Source organism: Pseudomonas sp. UBA6310 (genome assembly GCF_002438225.1).
In the GTDB taxonomy this organism is placed as follows: Bacteria; Pseudomonadota; Gammaproteobacteria; order Pseudomonadales; family Pseudomonadaceae; genus Pseudomonas_O; species Pseudomonas_O kuykendallii.
In genome coordinates, this window is sequence record NZ_DJTK01000051.1 from 35,013 (window position 1) to 55,998 (window position 20,986).

Consider the following 20,986-nt stretch of genomic DNA (forward strand, 5'->3'; position numbering starts at 1 on the left):
GGCGGCATTTTGCACGGGACGACCGGCAGCGCAAGCCACCGGTGACCGCTTGAGCATAGCCAGCCGGCGCGGTAGCAGCCTGCGGCAAAGCCGGCAAGATTCACGCGGTCTATGGCGATTTGCGCCGTCCGGCCCACCTGCTAACGTCCGGAAAGGCCCGCACGAGCGGGCGCGCCACGTTCAGGACCAAGGAGACAATAACAATGCAGCCTGATTTCTGGAGCGACAAACGTCCGGCCGGAGTGCCTGCTTCGATCGATCAGACGGCTTACTCGTCCGTCATCGAAGTGTTCGAGCGCTCGTGCAAGCGGTTCGCCGACCGTCCGGCGTTCAGCAACCTCGGCGTCACCCTCAGCTACGCCGAGCTCAATCGCCAGGCCGCCGCCTTCGCCTGCTACCTGCAGAAGCACACCGACCTGCAGCCCGGCGACCGCATCGCCGTGCAGATGCCCAACGTGCTGCAGTACCCGATCGCCGTGTTCGGCGCCCTGCGTGCCGGGCTGGTGGTGGTCAACACCAACCCGCTGTACACCGCCCGCGAGATGCGCCACCAGTTCAAGGACGCCGGCGTGCGCGCGCTGGTCTACCTCAACATGTTCGGCAAGCTGGTCGAGGAGGTGCTGCCCGATACGCAGATCGACTACCTGATCGAGGCGCGCATGGGCGACATGCTGCCGAGCCTCAAGGGCCTGCTGGTCAACACGGTGGTGAAGAAGGTCAAGAAGATGGTCCCGGACTACCATCTGCCGCAGGCGGTGCCGTTCAAGGAGGCGCTGCGCAAGGGCCAGGGTCACGGGCAGAAACCGGTGGATGTCGGTCTCGACGACATCGCCGTGCTGCAGTACACCGGCGGCACCACCGGCGTGGCCAAGGGTGCCATGCTCACCCACGGCAACCTGGTGGCCAACATGCTGCAGGTGGACGCCTGCATGCAGCAGCTCGGCCCGGACGGCAAGCCGCTGATGAAGGTGGGCGAGGAGGTGATGATCGCGCCGCTGCCGCTGTACCACATCTATGCGTTCACCGCGAACTGCATGTGCATGATGCTCAACGGCAACCACAACGTGCTGATCACCAACCCGCGCGACATCGGCGGCTTCATCAAGGAGCTGAAGAAGTGGCGCTTCTCCGCGCTGCTCGGGCTGAACACCCTGTTCGTCGCGCTGATGGACCATCCCGACTTCAAGACCCTGGACTTCTCCAACCTCAAGCTGACCAATTCCGGCGGTACCGCGCTGGTCAAGGCCACCGCCGACCGCTGGAAACAGATGACCGGCTGCACGGTGGTGGAAGGCTACGGCCTCACCGAAACCTCGCCGGTGGCCAGCACCAACCCCTACGGCGACAAGGCGCGCCTGGGCACCGTGGGCATCCCGGTGGTCGGCACCGCGTTCAAGGTGATCGACGACGACGGCAACGAGCTGCCGCTGGGCGAACGCGGCGAGCTGTGCATCAAGGGGCCGCAGGTGATGAAGGGTTACTGGCAGCGCGAGGAGGCGACCGCCGAGGTCCTGGACGCCGAGGGCTGGCTGAAGACCGGCGACATCGCCGTGATCGACCCGGATGGCTACACGCGCATCGTCGACCGCAAGAAGGACCTGATCATCGTCTCCGGCTTCAACGTATACCCCAACGAGATCGAGGAAGTGGTGATGGCGCATCCGGGCGTCGCCAGCTGCGCTGCCATCGGCGTCGAGGACGAGCGCTCCGGCGAGGCGGTGAAGCTGTTCGTCGTGCCGCGCGAGGGCGGGGTCAGCGTCGAGGAACTCAAGGACTACTGCAAGGCCAACTTCACCGGCTACAAAGTGCCCAAGCACATCGTCCTCAGGGACGCATTACCGATGACGCCGGTGGGCAAGATCCTCCGCCGCGAGCTGCGCGACATCGCCTGAGGCGTCTGGAAAGGGCATTTCGGGCAATAGCAAAAATATGACCGGATACTTGTATCCGGTCATTTTCGTTACTGGCTAGGCAGATGTTGGTGCTGGTGGGCTCCTGGCAAAGCTGCTACGCTCGGCGCGATTTTTTGCCCTCCCCGTGCGAGGGCAGGATGCGCAGACACAATAACCAATCGCCTCAAAGGCGATGAGACCAGCTGTTGCTTAGGAGTGGGCTTCCATGATCGAAAACTTCTGGAAGGACAAGTACCCGGCGGGCATCCCTGCTGACATCAATGCCGACCAATACCCGAACATCCAGGCGGTATTGAAAGAGTCCTGCCAACGCTTCGCCGGCAAGCCCGCCTTCAGCAACCTCGGCAAGACGATCAGCTACGGCGAGCTGTACGAACTCTCCGGCATCTTCGCCGCCTACCTGCAGAACCATACCGACCTGCAACCCGGTGACCGCATCGCCGTGCAGATGCCCAACGTGCTGCAGTACCCGGTCGCCGTGTTCGGCGCGATGCGTGCCGGCCTGGTGGTGGTCAACACCAACCCGCTGTACACCGCGCGGGAGATGGAGCACCAGTTCAACGATTCCGGCGCCAAGGCGCTGGTGTGCCTGGCCAACATGGCCCACCTGGCCGAAGACGTGCTGCCCAAGACCGGCGTGCGCCACGTCATCGTCACCGAGGTCGGCGACCTGCTGCCGCCGCTCAAGCGCCTGCTGGTCAACAGCGTCGTCAAGTATGTGAAGAAGATGGTGCCGGCGTTCAACCTGCCGCAGGCGGTGAAGTTCAACGATGCCCTCGCCAAGGGTCGCGGCAAGGCGCTGCGCGAATCCGCTCCGCAGGGCAACGACGTCGCCGTGCTGCAATACACCGGCGGCACCACCGGCGTGGCCAAGGGCGCGATGCTCACGCACCGCAACATCATCGCCAACATGCTGCAGTGCAAGGTGCTGATGGGCGCCAACCTCAACGAGGGCTGCGAGATACTCATCGCGCCGCTGCCGCTGTACCACATCTACGCCTTCACCTTTCACTGCATGGCAATGATGCTGATCGGCGGGCACAACATCCTCGTCACCAACCCGCGCGACCTGCCCGGCACGGTGAAGGAACTCGGCAAATGGAAGTTCACCGGCTTCGTCGGCCTGAACACCCTGTTCGTCGCGCTGTGCAACAGCGAAGACTTCCGCCGCCTCGACTTCAGCGCGCTGAAGGCGACCTTCTCCGGCGGCATGGCGCTGCAACTGGCCACCGCCGAGCGCTGGAGAGAGGTCACCGGCTGCGGCATCTGCGAAGGCTACGGCATGACCGAGACCAGCCCGGTCGCCACGGTCAACCCGTTCCAGAACATCCAGGTCGGCACCATCGGCATCCCGGTGCCCTCGACCCTGTGCAAGGTCATCGACGACGCAGGCAACGACCTGCCGATCGGCTCCATCGGCGAGCTGTGCATCAAGGGCCCGCAGGTGATGAAGGGTTACTGGCAGCGCGAGGAAGCCACCGCCGAGGTGCTCGACGCCAATGGCTGGCTGAAGACCGGCGACATCGCGGTGATCCAGGAAGACGGTTACCTGCGCATCGTCGACCGCAAGAAGGACATGATCATCGTCTCCGGTTTCAACGTGTATCCGAACGAGCTGGAAGACGTGCTCGCCACCCTGCCGGGCGTGCTGCAGTGCGCCGCCATCGGTATCCCGGACGAGAAATCCGGCGAGGCGATCAAGGTCTTCGTGGTGGTCAAGCCGGGCGAGAGCCTGACCAAGGACCAGGTCATGCAGCACATGCACGACAACGTCACCGGCTACAAGCGACCGAAGTCCGTGGAATTCCGCGACGCGCTGCCGACCACCAACGTCGGCAAGATCCTGCGCCGCGAGCTGCGTGACGAAGAGCTGAAGAAGCTCGGCAAGAAGTAAGCGTCCCGCCGTTCGGAGAAGCCCCGCCCATGCGGGGCTTTTTCGTTGCTGCGTGGCGTCCGGACCTGCGGCAGTCTGGCGCAGGTATTTCGCTCGTCGTCCCGTTGCTGCGCGCTTTTTGTCAGAATTGCCGCCTCGGTGGCGACGCCGCCCGGCGTCCGTCACGCTCTATAAGGAAATGCTTCATGCTCAGCCTGAGATTGCGCCCCAAAGTGTTGCTGCTGGTCCTGGTGCCCTGCTTTCTGCTTTCCCTGATGCTCGGGGGGCTGTCGGTCTGGGTGCTTCAGGGCGTCGCCGCGCAGCAGGAGGCCGAGGCCCGCAGCAGCCTGATCGAGGCCCGGCGTATTGAGATCGAGCATTACGTACAGGTCGCGCGCAAGGCGATCGCGCCGCTGTACGAGGCCTCCGCGGAGGGCGATCTGGAAGCCCGGGCGCGCGCCGTCGAGCTGCTGCAGAACCTCGGCTATGGCAAGGACGGCTACTACTGGGGGTATGACGAGAGCGCCGTGCGGCTGTTCCAGGGCAGCACTGGCGACAAGATCGGGCAGAGCTTCCAGGACTACCGCGATCCGCAGGGCGTCTACGCGATCCGCGAGCTGGTGCGAGCCGGGCGTGACGGCAGCCATTACGTCGACTACAGCTTCGTGCTCGGCGATGGCACCACCCTGGTGCCGAAGATCGGCTATTCCGAGTACTTGCCGAAGTGGCACATGGTGTTCGGCACCTCGGTCAACCTTGACGGTATCGAGCGGGAAGTTCAGACCATTCGCGCGCACTTCGGCAAACGCATCGACCAACTGACGTGGCTGATGATCGGCAGCGCCGTGGGCCTGCTGCTGGTGATCGGCGCCGTCGCGATGTACCTCTCCGGCACGCTGCTGCGGCCGCTGCTGCGGATCAAGGCGAGTCTCGACGAGGTGGCCCGCGGCGATGGCGATCTCACCCAGCGGCTGCCGGTGACCGGCGCCGACGAGCTGGGCGAGCTGGCCAGCGCGTTCAATCGCTTCGTCGAGAAGATCCAGGCGCTGGTGCGCCAGGTCAGCAATACGTCCTCCGAGCTGTCGATGCTGGTGGAGGCCGTGGCCAGCCAGGCGCATCGCTCGGAACAGGCGATGGATCGCCAGCGCCAGGAGACCGATCAGGTCGCCACGGCGATCAACGAAATGTCCGCGGCTGCCCAGGAAGTCGCCAGCAGCGCGCAGCGCGCCTCGGAAGCCGTGCAGGAAACCGACGAGCAGGGACGCAAGGCGCGCGAGGTGGTGGAGCAGAGCATCGTGCAGATCCACAGCCTGGTGGAGGACGTGCACGCCAGCGGCGCCGTGATCGACGGCCTGCACGGCGACGTGCAGGGCATCGTCGGGGTGCTCGAAGTGATCCGCTCGATCGCCGACGAGACCAACCTGCTGGCGCTCAACGCGGCCATCGAAGCCGCCCGCGCGGGCGAGGCCGGGCGCGGGTTCGCCGTGGTCGCCGACGAGGTGCGCGCGCTGGCCAGCCGCACCCAGCAGAGCACCGGCGAGATCCAGGCGATGATCAACCGCCTGCAGAGCGCCACCGCCCAGTCGCTGACCGCCATGCAGCGCAGCGGCGAGAAGGGCCAGGCCACCAGCAGCCAGGCCAACCAGACCGGGCTTTCGCTGGAGGCCATCACCACGCTGGTCGGCACCATCAACCTGATGAACGCGCAGATCGCCTCCGCCGCGGAAGAGCAGACGGCGGTGGCCGAGGAGATCAACCGCAGCGTTCACCAGATCGCTTCGGCGGTCGACAGCGTCGCCTCGGACGCGGCCCAGGGCGCGCGCACCGCCGCCGAGCTGAACGCGCTCAGCGGTCGGTTGCAGGCGCTGGTGCAACAGTTCCGCGTATGAGTCCCCGGCGCCCCGCGCAACGCGGGGCGCCAGCTGCTTCCGGGCGTGAAGGCGCCGCCGTTCACGCCGCTTCGCTTGCCTATCCCTGAGCGTTCCGCTGTCGCCGGAGCGCTTCTACCTCTCGTCGCCGAACGCTTGGAGTTGAGCGTTTTTTGCACAGATATCGCATATAAGCGTGCTGTCACACGGGCGCGCCAGAATCTCCACGCCCGTTCTCTTCACGTTCACCGAGTGATCTTTATGCGAACTCAGCTGCGACAGTTCTTCCTGACGTCCTTTCTTTTCATCACCGCCGTTTTCGGCCAGGCCCAGGCCGGGGAGCCGCTGCAGGTGCTCTTCGTCGGCAACAGCTACACCTTCTACAACCAGCTGCCGCTGATGGTCCGGCAGATGTCGGTGGAGGCCAAGCAGCCGCGCGCGCTGGAGGTCAAGGACGTCACCGTCGCCGGTTCCAGCCTGAAGCAGCACTGGGCCCGCGGCGAGGTGCAGAAGGTGCTCGCCAGCCAGCACTGGGATTACGTGGTGATCCAGGATTTCAGCCTGATGCCGCTGCAGGACGCCGAATCCACCCGCAAGTACGCCGGCCTGGTCGCCCAGGCCGCGCGCCAGGCCGGCGCCCAGCCGATCTTCTACCTGACCTGGGCGCGGCAGAACGACCCCTCGATGCAGTCCACGCTGGACGCCGTCTACACCCAGGTGGCGAAGGAAAACCACGGCCTGCTGGCGCCGGTCGGCGATGCCTGGAAAGTCGCTCTGGCCAGCCAGCCGCAGCCGACGCTGTTCATCGCCGACGGTAGCCATCCGACCTACACCGGCTCCTACCTCGCCGCCTCGGTGTTCTACTCGCTGATCTACGGCAACCCGCCGCCGGCGCCGCAGGCCGCGCAGAGCAGCCGTTTCGAACACGCCACCGCCGCCGAGCTGCAGCAGGACGCCTGGACCGCGCTGCAATCGGTGGACGTCGCCCTGCGCACGGTGCCCGCCGGGCTCGGCGGCGCGACGGTACAGGCGACGCGCTGAGTCGCGCGCCCGTCCGGGCAGCAGGTACACACGGGATCGGCGCGCCGGTCCCGTGTTCGTTGCGGGGTGCGGAAATCTGCGACAATCCGCCCTCCGCCGTAGATGCCAGCCAAGCGCCTGATGACCGATTCGAACGCCACCGCCGATGCCCTGCTGAAAAACCTCGACCAGACCCTGATCGCCGACCGTCACCGCCTGCGCCGGCAGTTGCACGAGCTGCGCAAGAACGCCGGTGGCGACGACGCCAGGCTGGCGCAGTGGATCGAGCGTTTCCAGGCGTCGGTGGCCAAGGTCGAGGCCCGGCGCGCCAGCGTGCCGGCGATGCGCTACGACGACCAGTTGCCGATCGCCGCCAAGCGCGACGAGATCAAGGCGGCGCTACAGAAGCACCAGGTGCTGGTGATCGCCGGCGAAACCGGCTCGGGCAAGACCACCCAGTTGCCGAAGATCTGCCTGGAGATCGGGCGGGGCGTGCACGGCCTGATCGGTCACACCCAGCCGCGCCGCCTGGCCGCGCGCAGTGTCGCCACGCGGGTCGCCGAGGAAGTCGGCACGCCGCTCGGCGAGCGGGTCGGCTACCAGGTGCGCTTCGAGGACCAGAGCACGGACGCCACGCTGATCAAGCTGATGACCGACGGCATCCTGCTCGCCGAAACCCAGCACGACCGCTACCTGGAGAAGTACGACACGATCATCGTCGACGAGGCCCACGAACGCAGCCTCAACATCGACTTCCTGCTCGGCTACCTGAAGACCCTGCTGCCGCGCCGGCCCGACCTCAAGGTGATCATCACTTCGGCGACCATCGACCTCGAGCGCTTCAGCCAGCACTTCAGCGGGGCCGGCCTCCCGGGCGCGCCCATCGTCGAAGTGTCCGGGCGCACCTATCCGGTGGAAACCTGGTACCGGCCGCTCGCCGCCGAGAACGACGAGGACGGCAACCGCGTCGAGGAAGACCTCTCGGTGGACCAGGGCATCCTCGCCGCGCTGGACGAAATTGCCGCGCACGAGAAGAACGTCGGCCAGCGCCCCGGCGACGTGCTGGTGTTTCTCCCCGGCGAGCGGGAAATCCGCGATGCCGCCGAGATGCTGCGCAAGGCCAACCTGCGCCTCACCGAGGTGCTGCCGCTGTACGCGCGGCTGACGCCCGCCGAGCAGCAGAAGATCTTCAAACCGGCGGCCGGGCGCAAGATCGTGCTCGCCACCAACGTCGCGGAAACCTCGCTCACGGTGCCCGGAATCCGCTACGTGATCGACTCCGGCACCGCGCGCATCAGCCGCTACAGCTACCGCGCCAAGGTCCAGCGCCTGCCCATCGAGGCGGTCTCGCAGGCCAGCGCCAACCAGCGCAAGGGCCGCTGCGGACGGGTCGAACCGGGCATCTGCGTGCGCCTGTACAGCGAGGAGGATTTCCTCGCCCGGCCGGCGTTCACCGATCCGGAGATCCTGCGCACCAACCTCGCCGCGGTGATCCTGCAGATGCTCCATCTGCGCCTCGGCCAGATAGAGGATTTCCCCTTCATCGAGCCGCCGGACGGCAAGGCCATCAGCGACGGTTTCAACCTGTTGCAGGAGCTTTCCGCGGTCAACCGCGAGAACCAGCTGACCCCGCTCGGCCGCCAGCTGGCGCGCCTGCCGGTGGACCCGCGGCTGGGCCGCATGCTGCTGGAGGCCGCGCAGCAGGGCAGCCTCGACGAGGTGCTGATCGTCGCCAGCGCGCTCTCCGTGCAGGACGTGCGCGAGCGTCCGGCCGACCGCCAGCAGGCCGCCGACCAGGCGCACGCGCAGTGGAAGGACGTGGATTCCGATTTCGCCGCACTGATCAACCTCTGGCGCGGCTTCGAGGAAAAACGCCAGGAGCTGGGCGCCAACCCGCTGCGCGCCTGGTGCCGCAAGAACTTCCTCAACTACCTGCGCCTGCGCGAGTGGCGCGACGCCCATCGCCAGCTGACGCTGATCTGCCGCGAGCTGCAGCTGTCACCCGATGGGTATCGCTCCGCTCAACGCCATCCTACGAAAAACGTGCCGCAATCCGCCCCGCCCGCAGGACGGATCGAGCGAAGCGACACCCATGCGGCCTCCGGCAGCGCCGCGCCAACGCCGACCACCGACACCAGGGTCAACGTCGTCGCCCGCCAGCAGGCCGAAGCCAGCGAGGCCGCGCAGCGCGCGCGCAGCTACGCCGCGGTGCACAGGGCGATCCTTTCCGGGCTGCTCAGCCAGGTCGGCCAGAAGACCGAGGACGGCGACTACCTCGGCGCGCGCCAGCGACGCTTCTGGGTGCACCCTTCCAGCGTGATCGGGCGCAAGAAGCCGAACTGGATCATGGCCGCCGAACTGGTGGAAACCACCAAGCTGTTCGCGCGCATGGTGGCGAAGATCGAGCCGGACTGGATCGAGCCGCTGGCCGCGCACCTGATCAAGACCAACCACTTCGAGCCGCACTGGGAGAAGAAGCGCGGCCAGGTGGTGGCCTACGAGCAGGTCACCCTCTACGGCATGATCGTGGTCGGCCGCCGGCCGGTGCATTACGGTCCCATCGACCCGCCGGTGGCGCGCGAGCTGTTCATCCGCGAAGGCTTGGTGCGCGGCGAGATCAACAGCCGCGCGCGCTGCCTGTCGGCCAACCGCGAACTGCTCGAACGCCTCGACGAACTCGAAGCCAAGGCGCGCCGCCGCGACATCCTCGCCGACGAGGAAACCCTGTTCGGCTACTACGACGCGCGTATCCCGCAGGACATCTACCAGGCCGCCAGCTTCGAGAACTGGTACAAGCGCGAGAGCGCGAAGAACGCCGGGTTGCTGATCATGCGCGAGGAAGACGTGCTCGCCCGCGAGGCCAGCGAAGTCACCGCCGCGCAGTACCCGGACAGCCTGCACATCGGCGAGCTGGAGCTGTCGCTGGAGTACCACTTCGAGCCCAATCACCCGCGCGACGGCGTGACCCTGCGCGTGCCGGCGCCGCTGCTGCCGCAACTGCGCAGCGAACGCCTCGACTGGCTGGTGCCCGGCCTGCTGGAAACCAAGGCGGTGGCGCTGGTGCGCAACCTGCCCAAGGCGATCCGCAAGAACTTCGTGCCGGTGCCGGACTTCGTCAAGGCGGCGCTGGCCAAGGTCGTCTTCGCCGAAGGCTCGCTGCCCGAATCCCTCGGCCGCGAGCTGCAACGCATGACCGGTGCGCGGGTGAGCGAGGACGCCTGGGCGGAAGCCGCGGCGCAGCTCGACGGCCACCTGAAGATGAACATCGAGGTGGTCGATGCGCGCGGCAAGTTCCTCGGCGAAGGCCGCGACCTGGCCGAACTCACAGCGCGCTTCGCCGAAGCCAGCCAGGCCGCTCTGGCGATCCCGCAGACGCAGAAGCAGCAGGGCCCTGTGGAGGCCAGGGCATTCGCCGAAGTCGCCGAGAAGACCCAGCAGAAGGTCGCCGGGCTGTCGATGACCGTCTACCCGGCGCTGGTGGAGGAGGGCGGCATGGTCAAGGAAGGCCGCTTTCCGACCCAGGCCGAAGCCGAGTACCAGCACCGCCGTGCGCTGCAACGGCTGCTGCTTCAGCAACTCGCCGAACCCGCCAAGTTCCTGCGCAACAAGCTGCCGGGGCTGACCGACCTCGGCCTGCTTTACCGCGAAATGGGCCGCGTCGATGCGCTGGTCGAGGACATCCTGCTCGCCAGCCTCGACAGCTGCGTGCTCGACGGCGAAGCCACGCTCCCGCGCGACGGCGCCGCCCTGGCCGCCCTGGCCGAGAAGAAGCGCGGCGTCTGGACCGAACATGCCGAGCGCCTGGGCAAGCTCGTACTGGATATCCTCAAGCTCTGGCACGGCCTGCAGAAGCGCTTCAAGGGCAAGATCGACCTGGCCCAGGCGGTGGCGCTGAACGACATCAAGGCGCAGCTCGGCCGGCTCGTCTACCCCGGCTTCGTCCGCGAAACCCCGGCCGAATGGCTACGCGAATACCCGCGCTACCTCAAGGCCGTGGAACAACGCTTCGAGAAGATCGGCGCGCAACTGCAACGCGACCGCGTGTGGTCCGGCGAACTGGCCGGCTACTGGGACCAATACCAGACCCGCCTGGCCAAACACGCCCAGGAAGGCAAACGCGACCCCGAATTGCAGCTCTACCGCTGGATGCTGGAGGAATACCGCGTCTCCCTGTTCGCCCAGCAACTGGGCACGCGGGTGGCGGTGTCGGACAAGCGGCTGAACAAGCAGTGGGCGGCAGTGGAAGGCTGAGGCGTTGCTTTCGTAGGGTGGACAACGCTTTGTTTGTCCACCGGGTTTTGCCGGTGGAGCTGTCGAATGTCCGGCCTTTCAATCACTTCGGGTTTTTGATCTTGCGGGTGGACAGCGCCTCGCGGTTTCCCCCGCCTACTGTCGATATAGCGAGTGGGAGGCCGCGAAGCATTTTTCGCCGTTCTGATATCCAGGCTACTTGCTGGAGAACTGATGTGAGCACGGACTTAATCCCGTAAGTGCACATCCATCAAGGCATCAATGTAGGGCGCCTTTTGCGCGAGATATTCAGCAATGCCTCCCCGGTTGTTAGCTTCGAGCTGCAGCTTCAAATCCTGATATTGCTTGCGGATAGTGCTGTCTTCTCTCAACAGGTCGCGGCTATGACGTGGCGGGCACGCGTGTGGTCTGTAATCCGAGGGGGTATCCGGGTGCGGCTTGTGGCTACTGAGCGTAGCTCTGCGCGAAGGCGGCAATCTCTTGGGTGGCCTGAAAGTCGACCAACTGTATTCCGTGCCCTAGGATGCTGTCCTTTGCCATTTGTACCGCTTTTCGATGGCGGGCTGACTCATTCTCTGCCGGGGCAGATACAGGAATCAGCACGTCCAGCGCTGGTCCGGATGTTCGTGCATCTGGCGTATCGCCACGGCCAGGCGTTCATCGCCGAGTCCGCGCAGCAGGCCGGCCGGCGCGGTTTCGGTTGCAGTGGAGCGCAGCGCTTCGATGAACAGTACTTCCAGCAGGTGCGCGAGGATGAAATCCCGTGCCGGGCGCTGGCCGCGCGCCTCCTCGGTAACGAGTTCTAGCAGCGTTGCCAGTCGGCGTTCGCCGCGAACGTGTATCAGCTGGGGTAACAGCGTCACCAGCAGCGCGGCATCCGGAGAGCCGAAGGTGCAGTGTCCTATCAACAATTGAACATCGACCGGGATGTCCTGCCTGCCCACGCGAATGTCACGTGGCCGTACCTCGACGGGGAGGGTGTCGGGGTCTCCTTCTGCCATCGCCTGGCGGCTCATCATCGTGAAGTCGTAGGCGGCTGGAATGAGCACGAAGTCGCCCGCGTGCAACGTTATCGCGGGCTGGCCGGCGACTGACAGCCGACTGCCTCCCTCGAGGATCGCGCAGTAGAACGGCTCGCCATCGACCGAGCGGTTTACGCGCCAGGCCCCCGCGCCACTGACAATCTTGGAAAACGAGGCGCCCGGTTGCAGAAGGGTGACCACTTCTGCGAGTGGATCAGACATGTCGGACTCCTGCGAAATACTAACGGACTTCAAATTATATTAAGTCCGGTTGCAGCAGCCTATCGTTATGGCTCTGTCAACCACGCAAGGGTACTACCCATGAAAACCGTGCTGATTACGGGATGCTCCTCCGGCTTTGGTCTGGCCACCGCTCACTATTTTCTGGAGCGCGGCTGGAAGGTCATCGCGACGATGCGCTCGCCAAACGAGGGGCTTTTTCCCGCATCCGAACATCTCCGCGTGCTGGCGCTGGACGTGACCGATCCAGGCAGCATCCAGCGGGTGCTGGAGGACGCGGGGCCAATCGACGTGCTGGTCAACAATGCCGGCATTGGCTTGCTGGGCGCACTCGAAGGCTTCTCGATGCAGGCAATCCGCGAAACCTTCGAGACCAACACCTTTGGCCTGATGGCGATGATTCAGGCGATATTGCCGCAGTTCAGGCAGCGTAAAGCCGGAGTGGTCATCAATGTCACTTCGAGCGTAACGATGAAGTCATTGCCGCTGCTGAGCGTCTATACCGCGAGCAAAGCGGCGGTGAATGCGTTCACCGAGTCGCTCGCACTTGAGCTCGCAGCGTTCAATGTCCGGGTGAATCTGGTGCTGCCGGGGCGAGCCCCGACGACCGACTTCGGGAAGAACGCACAGTCCCGCGTGCAAGGCAGCATTCCGGAGCCTTATACCGAACTGGCGCAGAAGATGTTCGCGGAGTGGTCTCAAGCATCCGAGGTCACTGAGGCCGACGATGTCGCCGAAGCGGTATGGCGCGTAGCGAACGACCCGGCCTCGCCCATGCGCACCGCCGCTGGCGCTGATGCCGTCGCGCTGGAAGCTGAGCAGCACGCCTCTGCGTGACGGCGTGGCTGGCAAAACGCTCGTCCTCCTGTCACGCCGCGATAGCCGTGTGGGCAACGCGCTTTCCAGGCGCTGCACGGCTCGCGGACACCTTTGGCTGACCGTCCGCCTGTGGCTGAAGGCGCGCATACCGCCGCAGGATGCGCGGCTTGTGCTTGCGGGTCGGCGCTTCGCTGGCGGACAGCGAAAGGTCGGTCGGACAGGTGCTTCCTGCTCAGAGCGCGCCGATGCGATCCAGCTCGCGTTCGAGTTCGTCGTGGCCGAGGCTGTCGAAGGGAAGGGCGAAGAAGGCCCGGCAGCGCTGCTCGATGCGGGCCAGCGTGGCGCGGAAGGCGGCGTCGATGGCCGCCTCGTCACCGACCACATCCGAAGGGTCTGCCAGCCCCCAGTGGGATTTCAGTGCGGGGCCGAAGTACGCCGGGCAGGCTTCCCCGGCGGCCTTGTCGCAGACGGTGATGACAATCTCCGGCGGGTTGTCCTCGAACGCCTCGTTACCCTTGCTGCTCAGGCCTTCGGTGGAGATGCCAGCCTGCTGCAGCGTGGTGAGGCTACGTGGCAGTACCTGGCCCCTGGGGAAGCTGCCGGAACTGATTGCCTCGAAGCCTTCCGGCGCCCAATGGTTGAACAGCGCTTCGCAGAGGATGCTGCGGCAGCTGTTGGCCGTGCACATGAACAGGACTCGCATCTGAGGCTCCTAAGCTAGGGGGCGGACAGACCCAGGCGCAGTGCCAAGGCCGAAAGGGTGATCAGCAGAACGGGCAGGGTCAGGAGGATGCCGACCTTGAAGTAGTAGCCCCAGGTGATGCGCATGTCTTTGCGCTCCAGCACATGCAGCCAGAGCAGGGTGGCGAGGCTGCCAATCGGGGTGATCTTCGGGCCGAGGTCGCAGCCGATGACGTTGGCGTAGATCATCGCCTCGCGTACCAGGCCCTCCACGCCGCTGGACTGGATCGACAGGGCGCCGACCAGCACGGCGGGCATATTGTTCATCACCGAGGACAGCAACGCCGAGAGCAGTCCGGTCCCGATGGCGGCGCTCCACAGCCCCTGTTCGGCAAGGCTGTCGAGCAGCTGGGTAAGGACGTCCGTGAGGCCGGCGTTCTTCAAGCCGTACACCACCAGGTACATGCCGAGGGAGAAGACCACCACCTGCCAGGGCGCATCACGCAGCACCCGGCGGGTGGAAATGCGATGCCCACGCGCGGCAACGGCCAACAGGAGCGCGGCGCAGACCGAAGCGACCACGCTGACTGGAACGCCCATCGGCTCCAGAGCGAACAGGCCGACCAGCAGCACCAGCAATGTCCACCAGCCGACGACGAAGGTGGCGCGGTCGTGGATCGCCGCCTTCGGCTCCTTGAGCGCATCGAGCGCGTACCGTCGCGGGATATCGCGGCGGAAGAACAGGAACAGCACCAGCAAGGTGGCCGCGACGCTGGCGAGGTTGACCGGCACCATCACCGACGCGTACTGGGCGAAGCCCAGGCCGAAGTAATCGGCCGAGACGATGTTCACCAGGTTGGAGACCACCAGCGGCAGGCTCGCGGTATCGGCGATAAAGCCGGCAGCCATCACGAAGGCCAGGGTCGCCGCGGGCGAAAAGCGCAGGGCAAGCAACATCGACATGACGATGGGCGTGAGGATGAGGGCCGCGCCATCGTTGGCGAACAGCGCCGAAACGGCAGCGCCAAGCAGTACGCAGAAGGCGAATAGGCGATAGCCGCTGCCGTTCGCCCAGCGTGCCACGTGTAGCGCCGCCCACTCGAAAAAACCGGCCTCGTCCAGCAGGAGGCTGATGATGATCACGGCGATGAAGGTGGCGGTGGCATTCCAGACGATGGCCCACACGGCCGGGATGTCGTGCAGCGAAACAGCGCCTGCGGCCAGGGCGATGATCGCCCCCAACGCGGCACTCCAGCCGACACCCAGGCCCCTGGGCTGCCAGATGACCAGGACGAGGGTAAAGACGAATACGGCAATGGCGACCAGCATGGAGGACTCGCTCGTAGGGTCAGCAGCAGGCGTCACGGACGGGGCGGCCGTCCATGTTCTGCAGGCGGAGGGTGTTGTCGGCCAGCCACTGTGCATTCGCCTGCAGGATGACCTGCAGCATCTCCTGCACCCAGGCGGGCAGTTCGGGATTGAGGCGGTAATAGACCCACTGGCCCTGGCGGCGATCCCGCAGCAGGCCGCTGCTGCGTAGCTGCGCCAGGTGGCGGCTGATCTTCGGCTGGCTGTCGTCCAGGGCCCAGACCAGCTCACAGACGCAAAGCTCGCCCTGGCTGGCGATGAGCAACGTGGCGCGAGCACGGGTCTCGTCGGCCAGGTTCCTGAAGACTTCGGGCGGAGTGATCATGGCGTCACCTCACATACGGGAAAGCGAATATACGGATTTCCATATGTGAAGGACAGGCTCATCGGTCACGACCGTCGTCGCCCGGCCGCTCAGGCTCGCTCGTCATCCGCCAACGCATTTGTCGGATTCATGTGTAGAAGCTCGACGGCGCGACGCCGAACTGCCGGCGGAACGCGGCGGCAAAGGCGCTCTGGCTCTCGTAGCCATGCTGCAGCGCCACGTGCAACACCGGCTGGCCTTCGGCCAGGGCTTCGAGCGATAGCAGCAGGCGCGCCTGCTGGCGCCAGCGGCCGAAGGTGATGCCGGTGCTGGCCAGAAAGCGGCGGTGAAAGGTCTTCGGGCTCATGGCCAGTCGGTCTGCCCAATGCTCGGCGCCACCGGCCAGCGCCGGGTGTTGCGTCAGGGCCACGCAGACGCGCGCGATGCGCTCGTCCTCCGGCCAGGGCAGGTGGAAGGGCAGCACTGGCAGGCTGCAGAGTTCGTCGAGAAGAAAGCGCATCAGGCGCCCGTCCCGGCTGTCGGCTGTGTACTGCGCCGGCACCTGGGTGGCCGCCAGGATGAGTTCGCGCAGCAAGGGTGACACATCGATCACGCAGTTGCCCGTGGGCAGGCCGTCGATGGCGTCGGGGCTGACGAACAGGCTGCGCATGCAGGCCCTGCCGCGGATGCGCAGGGCGTGCTCGACGCCCGCCTGCACCCACACCGCGCGGGTTGGCGGTATGACCCAGCGACCGGCCGCGGTCTCCACCAGCAACACTCCGGAGGTCGCATAGATCAGCTGCGCGCGCGGATGGCTGTGGGCGGGCACCTGATGACCGTTGGGGTAGTCGACCGACACGCCGGTGACCGGCATCGCCAGGGCTTCGTGGGGCAGTTGGCTGTGGTCGACCATGGGGTGGGGCCAAGATGCGTGGCCCGCCAGCTTAGCGGCAGGAATGACCATTTGGCGACAACAATGGACCATTTGTCGTGAGTTGCCGGCGTTCCGGCTGCCTAAGCTGGGCACCTCTTTCACCGGAACCGCGCCATGAACCTCCTGCCGCCCTCGCTAACGCTACTTGCCCTGAGCTTCGGCCGGGGTCTGTCGCCACGTGTGTGGCGCCGACTTGCGATCTCCCCCAGATCCCGGCCTTGAACAGCCCGCCATGGCGGGCAGGGGAGGTCGGCACTGTTCGCTCTCCCGTTCGAGGTTCGCCCATGCTGCGCAATCCGCAAACCAAGTACCGTGCTTCTCCCTCCATCGACCTGCCCAACCGCCGCTGGCCATCGCGCCGTATCGCCCAGGCGCCGGTGTGGCTGTCCACCGACCTGCGCGACGGCAACCAGGCGCTGTTCGAGCCGATGAACCGGCAACGCAAGCTGCACCTGTTCGGCGAGCTGGTGCGCCTCGGTTTCAAGGAGATCGAGATGGGCTTTCCGGCCGCCTCGCGCACCGATTTCGAGATCATCCGCCAGCTGATCGACGAGGGCGGCATCCCCGACGACGTCACGCCCATGGTCATGACCCAGCTGCGCGAAGACCTGATCGACGAGACGGTGCGCGCCGTGGCTGGCGCGCGGCGGGTGATCGTGCACCTGTATAACGCCATCGCACCGGTCTGGCGGCGGGTGGTGTTCGGCCTCTCGGTCGATGAAGTGGAGCAGTTGGTAGTGCGCCACGTGCAACTGCTCAAGGACAAGGTGGTGGCGCATCCGCAGACCGAATGGGTGCTGCAGTACTCCCCGGAGACCTTCTGCATGGCCGAGCTGGAGGTATCGCTGCGCATGTGCAACGCCGCCATTCGCACCTGGGATGCCGGCCCCGAGCGGCCCATCATCATCAACCTGCCGACCACGGTAGAGGTGGCGACGCCCAACGTGTTCGCTGACCAGATCGAATGGATGCACGAGCGCCTGGCGCGCCGTGAGCACGTGGTGCTCTCGGTTCATCCGCACAACGACCGCGGCACCGGCGTGGCCTGCGCCGAGCAGGCGTTGCTGGCCGGCGCCCAGCGGGTGGAAGGCTGCCTGTTCGGCAATGGCGAGCGCAGCGGCAACCTCGACCTGGTCACCCTGGCACTGAACCTCTACACCCAGGGCGTCGACCCGCACCTGGACTTCTCCGACATCGCCGGCGTGGCGCGGGTCGCCGAGACCTGCACCGGGCTGCCGATCCACCCGCGCCATCCCTATGTCGGCGACCTGGTGTTCACCGCCTTCTCCGGCTCGCACCAGGATGCCATCGCCAAGGGCTTCGCCGCACAGGACCCGAATGGCATCTGGGAAGTGCCTTACCTGCCGATCGACCCGAAGGACCTGGGGCGCACCTACGACAGCATCGTGCGGGTCAACAGCCAGTCGGGCAAAGGCGGCATCGCCTACCTGTTGCAGCGCGACCACGGCGTGTCGATGCCGCGGCGCATGCAGGTGGAGTTCAGCACCATCGTGCAGAAGATGGCCGACAGCAGCGAAACGGAATTGACCAGCGCCGAGCTCTGGGAGCTGTTCCAGTGCCACTACCTGGCACCCGCGCGCGCTGGTGGAGAGCTGGTCTATCTCGGCCATCAGCTGTTCGAGGCCCAGGCTGGCCAGGGCCTGAGGCTGGAGATCGAGCTGCCAGGCGGCCGCCGGCAGACGCTGCAGGGCATCGGTAACGGCCCTATCGACGCTGCCGTGGCGGCGCTCGGCCTGCCCATCCGGGTCGACAGCTACGAGGAACGCAGCCTGGGGGGCGGTGCCGCCGCCAATGCCCTGGCGCTGGTCGAGGTAGCCTGGCCGGGCGTGGCCGGTTCGCGCTTCGGTGCCGGCAGCCACGCCAATATCGTCGTTGCCTCGATCCAGGCGTTGCTGGTCGCGGTGTCCCGCTTCGACGACGGCCCGGCGCAGTTGGCGTGGAAACTGAGCCAGACTGCGCGTCAGCCCTGACGGGCGGCAGGGCGACCACCTGCGTAAGGTAGCTGCCGCGCTGCGATGCGAAGCGGCGAACTCCGGGATTCAGGTCGACGGGGATGACGAAGCAGACCGAGGGCTGACAGCGAGTCAGCCCTCGTTTCGCTCCAGCACGCCGGCAATCTGCAGGACCTGCTCGCGCAGCCAGATGCTGGCGGCATCCTCATGGTTGCGTGGGTGCCAATAGGCGTTGAGGGCCAGCGATGGCAGGTCGATCGGCGGCTCGAAGAGGTCCAGCGAGGTGGCGAACTGTCTCAGCAGGCGGCGTGGCAACGTGCACAGCAGATCGGTGCCCGCCACCAGCGCCGGCGCCATGGCGTAGCTCTGCGTCGACATCATCACCTGGCGGCTTCTGCCGCGTTCGGCCAGAACGCGGTCGACGATGCCGACGAAGGGGTCACCGGCCGAGGACACCAGCAAATGCGGTGCGCAGCAGAAATCCTCCAGTCCGAGTTCACGCGGCCCGCGTGGATGGCCTTTGCGCTGTGCAGTCACGAAGTGGTCGGTGAACAACCGGCGTCCCACCCAATCCCCGCTGGCCGATTCGCCAATGCCTATGAACAGGTCGACTTCACCTTGCTCCATCTGCCGGGGCAGCGTGTCGGGATCGGGCAGGGCGAAACGCAGGCGCGCCAGCGGCGCCTTTTCGCGCAGGCGGTTGAACAGGTCGGCGCCCACCATCAGGGCCGGATTTTCGTGCAAGGCCACCACGAAGGTGCGCTGGCTGGTGGCGGGATCGAACCCCACCGGCTCCAGCAGGGCGGACATGCCGTTGAGCACCTGCTGCAAGGTCGGGCGCAGCGCCAGCGCACGGGGTGTCGGCAGCACGCCGCGCCCGGTAGGCGCCGGGATGAAAAGCCGCTCGCCGAACACCCGGCGCAGGCGGGACAGCCGGGCAGACATCGCCGGCTGGCTGATGCCCAGGCGCGAGGCCGCATGCGTGATGTTCTGCTCGTCCAGCAAGGCATCCAGGGTCAGCAGCAGGTCCATGTCGATACCCGAAGGCAACTTCATACCGGCGATCTCATAGGGCTGCACGAAAAGTCTCCGGACAGGTTGGGCGAGGCAAACCCGCGGAGGATTGAACTGGGCCCGCGTCCGCGTTCGCAGGCTGTACGCCGCGCATCATTCGCTCAAGGCGCCCTGGCCGGCGGCGCCTTCCCGACCGGGCTGGCGATCCCGCCGGATCGTTACAACGCAGCCCCGGGCGCAGGTGCCTTTCATACAGCGCCTAGTGCGCCTCGCGGTCGGTATAGGTCACGGGAACCCAATCATAGCCTCCGCCGGCATTGCCCCGCAGATGGCCCATGCCGGGGTAGGGCAGGTGAGGCGCGGCTATCAGGGCCCGCTCCTTGGCGAAGGAGGCGAACTGCGCCTTGCGCACGGCGGCGGCCTTGGCCTGGTTCTGGTCGAAGGTGATCGTCACCCCGGGCAGGGGAAACTGCACCGCTGCCACATGGATGAGATCACCCACGAAGGTCAGGCTCTCGCCGGCACTGGTCAGCTTGTAGAAGGCCGAGCCCGGCGTATGCCCCGGATGGAGCGTGGCGGTGATGCCTGGCAGCACCTCCTCGCTTTGCGAGAACGTCCGCACCTTGCCGGCGTCCAGGTAGGGCTGCAGGGTCAGGCGGGCGACGTCGAAATACTTCTGTTCGTAGCCCGTTCGCTTCTGGTTGCTTTCATCGAAGAAGAAATCCAGGTCGGGTTTGCCGACATACACCGTGGCATTGGGAAACACGCGCTGCCCGTCCCTGACCAGCCCGCCCGAATGATCCGAATGGGCATGCGTGAGCAGCACCTCGGTGATGTCTTCAGGCTTGAGGCCCTGACTTGCCAGCCTCTCGGGCAGACGCCCGCCTTTGCCGGGGCCGAACAACTGCCCGGCGCCGGTATCGACCAGCACCTGGTGGCCCGGCAGGGTCACGAGAAAGCTGTTGATCGAGGTTTCCAGCGGGTTGCGCTGGAAGCTCTTCAGCAACAGCTTGTCGATGTCCTCGGGCGCTGCGCCCTTGAGCAAGGCATGCAGATCGATGGGGATGGTGCCATCGCTCAGCGCAGTCACCTCCACGTCGCCGACCCGCACCTTGTAGCCGCCTGCCTGCTGCTGCACGGTGTGCGCGGGCAGGGGATCGGGCTGGGCGTGTGCGAGAGGGAACTTTAACAGGAAGGCCGTGAATAGAACGGCAGCGAATGCTCTGTTCGGTTTGCTCATGGTGAGTCTCCTGAGTGTGAGGCATCAGCGTAGAGGCTCGCGTGGTATCCAACCAGGGAGCGGAAATCTATACGGGGTATCCATGAGATGGATGGCTGGATGCAGCGAGGCGCGTGGCTGCTGATGAAGCGTTCCTGGTACTGGAAGGGGTCTTGCGCATCGACCTGCCTGACGGCTGTGTCCATGTGAACCCGGGAGAACTCTATGTCGTGCCGCGCGGGCTCGAGCACAGGACAGTAGCGTGCGGTGAAGCGAAAGTGATGATGATCGAGCCGCGCGGTATCTTGAACACGGGCCATGAAGGTGGCGAACGGACTGCCTTGAACGATTTGTGGATCTGACCCGAATCTTTCCGAGTACGAGGCCGGCGGGCAGCCGGGGAGCCTGGAGACACGGTGGACGGATGAAGCGTCGTCCACCCTGCTTGCTCGGCCGATGGCAATACGAGCCGACGGGTAGCGACCGA

The 20,986-nt window shown here is 65.9% G+C and carries 15 protein-coding genes and 2 pseudogenes; 9 read left to right on the forward strand and 8 right to left on the reverse strand.

The window, feature by feature from the left end; genetic code table 11:
- Positions 1-203: 203 nt before the first annotated feature.
- The 6 genes and pseudogenes from fadD2 (at position 204) to hrpA (ending at position 10,925) form a co-directional block, all read left to right on the forward strand.
- Positions 204-1,892 (forward strand): long-chain-fatty-acid--CoA ligase FadD2, encoded by a 1,689-nt coding sequence (fadD2, locus tag B3E91_RS12155; protein ID WP_287029632.1) that lies wholly within the window; start codon positions 204-206, stop codon positions 1,890-1,892.
- 226 nt (positions 1,893-2,118) lie between these two features.
- Positions 2,119-3,807 (forward strand): long-chain-fatty-acid--CoA ligase FadD1, encoded by a 1,689-nt coding sequence (gene fadD1, locus B3E91_RS12160; protein ID WP_287029633.1) that lies wholly within the window; start codon positions 2,119-2,121, stop codon positions 3,805-3,807.
- 254 nt (positions 3,808-4,061) lie between these two features.
- Positions 4,062-4,817 (forward strand): annotated as a pseudogene (locus tag B3E91_RS22275) (cache domain-containing protein); the annotation flags it as partial.
- A gap of 102 nt (positions 4,818-4,919) precedes the next feature.
- Positions 4,920-5,675, forward strand: a complete 756-nt coding sequence (locus B3E91_RS22280) for a methyl-accepting chemotaxis protein (RefSeq protein WP_414708254.1) — start codon at positions 4,920-4,922, stop codon at positions 5,673-5,675.
- A gap of 240 nt (positions 5,676-5,915) precedes the next feature.
- Positions 5,916-6,695 carry an SGNH/GDSL hydrolase family protein gene (locus B3E91_RS12170; protein ID WP_287029635.1) on the forward strand — a complete coding sequence of 260 codons (780 nt, stop codon included), beginning with the start codon at positions 5,916-5,918 and terminating at the stop codon, positions 6,693-6,695.
- Between the two features lie 120 nt (positions 6,696-6,815).
- On the forward strand, positions 6,816-10,925 hold the full coding sequence (gene hrpA / locus B3E91_RS12175; RefSeq protein ID WP_287029637.1) for an ATP-dependent RNA helicase HrpA: 4,110 nt from the start codon (positions 6,816-6,818) through the stop codon (positions 10,923-10,925).
- Positions 10,926-11,152: 227 nt separating this feature from the next.
- Here hrpA and B3E91_RS22285 read toward each other — a convergent pair whose 3' ends face one another.
- Together B3E91_RS22285 and B3E91_RS12185 are read right to left on the reverse strand one after the other, a co-directional pair.
- A complete protein-coding gene (locus tag B3E91_RS22285) occupies positions 11,153-11,401 on the reverse strand; it encodes a GrpB family protein (RefSeq protein ID WP_414708253.1) in 249 nt (82 codons plus the stop codon).
- A 120-nt stretch (positions 11,402-11,521) separates the two neighbouring features.
- Positions 11,522-12,169, reverse strand: a complete 648-nt coding sequence (locus tag B3E91_RS12185) for a cupin domain-containing protein (RefSeq protein ID WP_287029639.1) — start codon at positions 12,167-12,169, stop codon at positions 11,522-11,524.
- Between the two features lie 99 nt (positions 12,170-12,268).
- Here B3E91_RS12185 and B3E91_RS12190 point away from each other — a divergent pair, with 99 nt between their 5' ends.
- A complete protein-coding gene (locus tag B3E91_RS12190) occupies positions 12,269-13,024 on the forward strand; it encodes an SDR family oxidoreductase (RefSeq protein WP_287029640.1) in 756 nt (251 codons plus the stop codon).
- A 214-nt stretch (positions 13,025-13,238) separates the two neighbouring features.
- On the opposite strand, the gene B3E91_RS12195 is transcribed toward B3E91_RS12190, so the two are convergent.
- From B3E91_RS12195 to B3E91_RS12210, 4 genes are all read right to left on the reverse strand, one after another.
- Entirely contained in the window at positions 13,239-13,709 is a 471-nt protein-coding gene (locus B3E91_RS12195) for an arsenate reductase ArsC (protein WP_287029642.1), read from the reverse strand.
- Positions 13,710-13,723: 14 nt separating this feature from the next.
- Positions 13,724-15,016 (reverse strand): arsenic transporter, encoded by a 1,293-nt coding sequence (locus B3E91_RS12200; RefSeq protein ID WP_287029645.1) that lies wholly within the window; start codon positions 15,014-15,016, stop codon positions 13,724-13,726.
- A 19-nt stretch (positions 15,017-15,035) separates the two neighbouring features.
- Positions 15,036-15,380 (reverse strand): metalloregulator ArsR/SmtB family transcription factor, encoded by a 345-nt coding sequence (locus B3E91_RS12205; protein WP_287029646.1) that lies wholly within the window; start codon positions 15,378-15,380, stop codon positions 15,036-15,038.
- 127 nt (positions 15,381-15,507) lie between these two features.
- Positions 15,508-16,272: an AraC family transcriptional regulator gene (locus B3E91_RS12210; RefSeq protein WP_287029647.1), complete on the reverse strand. Its 765-nt coding sequence runs from the start codon at positions 16,270-16,272 to the stop codon at positions 15,508-15,510.
- Positions 16,273-16,577: 305 nt separating this feature from the next.
- Here B3E91_RS12210 and B3E91_RS12215 point away from each other — a divergent pair, with 305 nt between their 5' ends.
- Entirely contained in the window at positions 16,578-18,284 is a 1,707-nt protein-coding gene (locus B3E91_RS12215) for a 2-isopropylmalate synthase (RefSeq protein WP_287029648.1), read from the forward strand.
- A gap of 114 nt (positions 18,285-18,398) precedes the next feature.
- On the opposite strand, the gene B3E91_RS12220 is transcribed toward B3E91_RS12215, so the two are convergent.
- Together B3E91_RS12220 and B3E91_RS12225 are read right to left on the reverse strand one after the other, a co-directional pair.
- Positions 18,399-19,346 (reverse strand): LysR family transcriptional regulator, encoded by a 948-nt coding sequence (locus B3E91_RS12220; protein ID WP_287029649.1) that lies wholly within the window; start codon positions 19,344-19,346, stop codon positions 18,399-18,401.
- Positions 19,347-19,539: 193 nt separating this feature from the next.
- On the reverse strand, positions 19,540-20,520 hold the full coding sequence (locus B3E91_RS12225; protein ID WP_287029650.1) for an MBL fold metallo-hydrolase: 981 nt from the start codon (positions 20,518-20,520) through the stop codon (positions 19,540-19,542).
- A 122-nt stretch (positions 20,521-20,642) separates the two neighbouring features.
- Here B3E91_RS12225 and B3E91_RS12230 point away from each other — a divergent pair.
- A pseudogene (locus B3E91_RS12230) lies at positions 20,643-20,861 on the forward strand (cupin domain-containing protein); the annotation flags it as partial.
- Positions 20,862-20,986 lie beyond the last annotated feature (125 nt).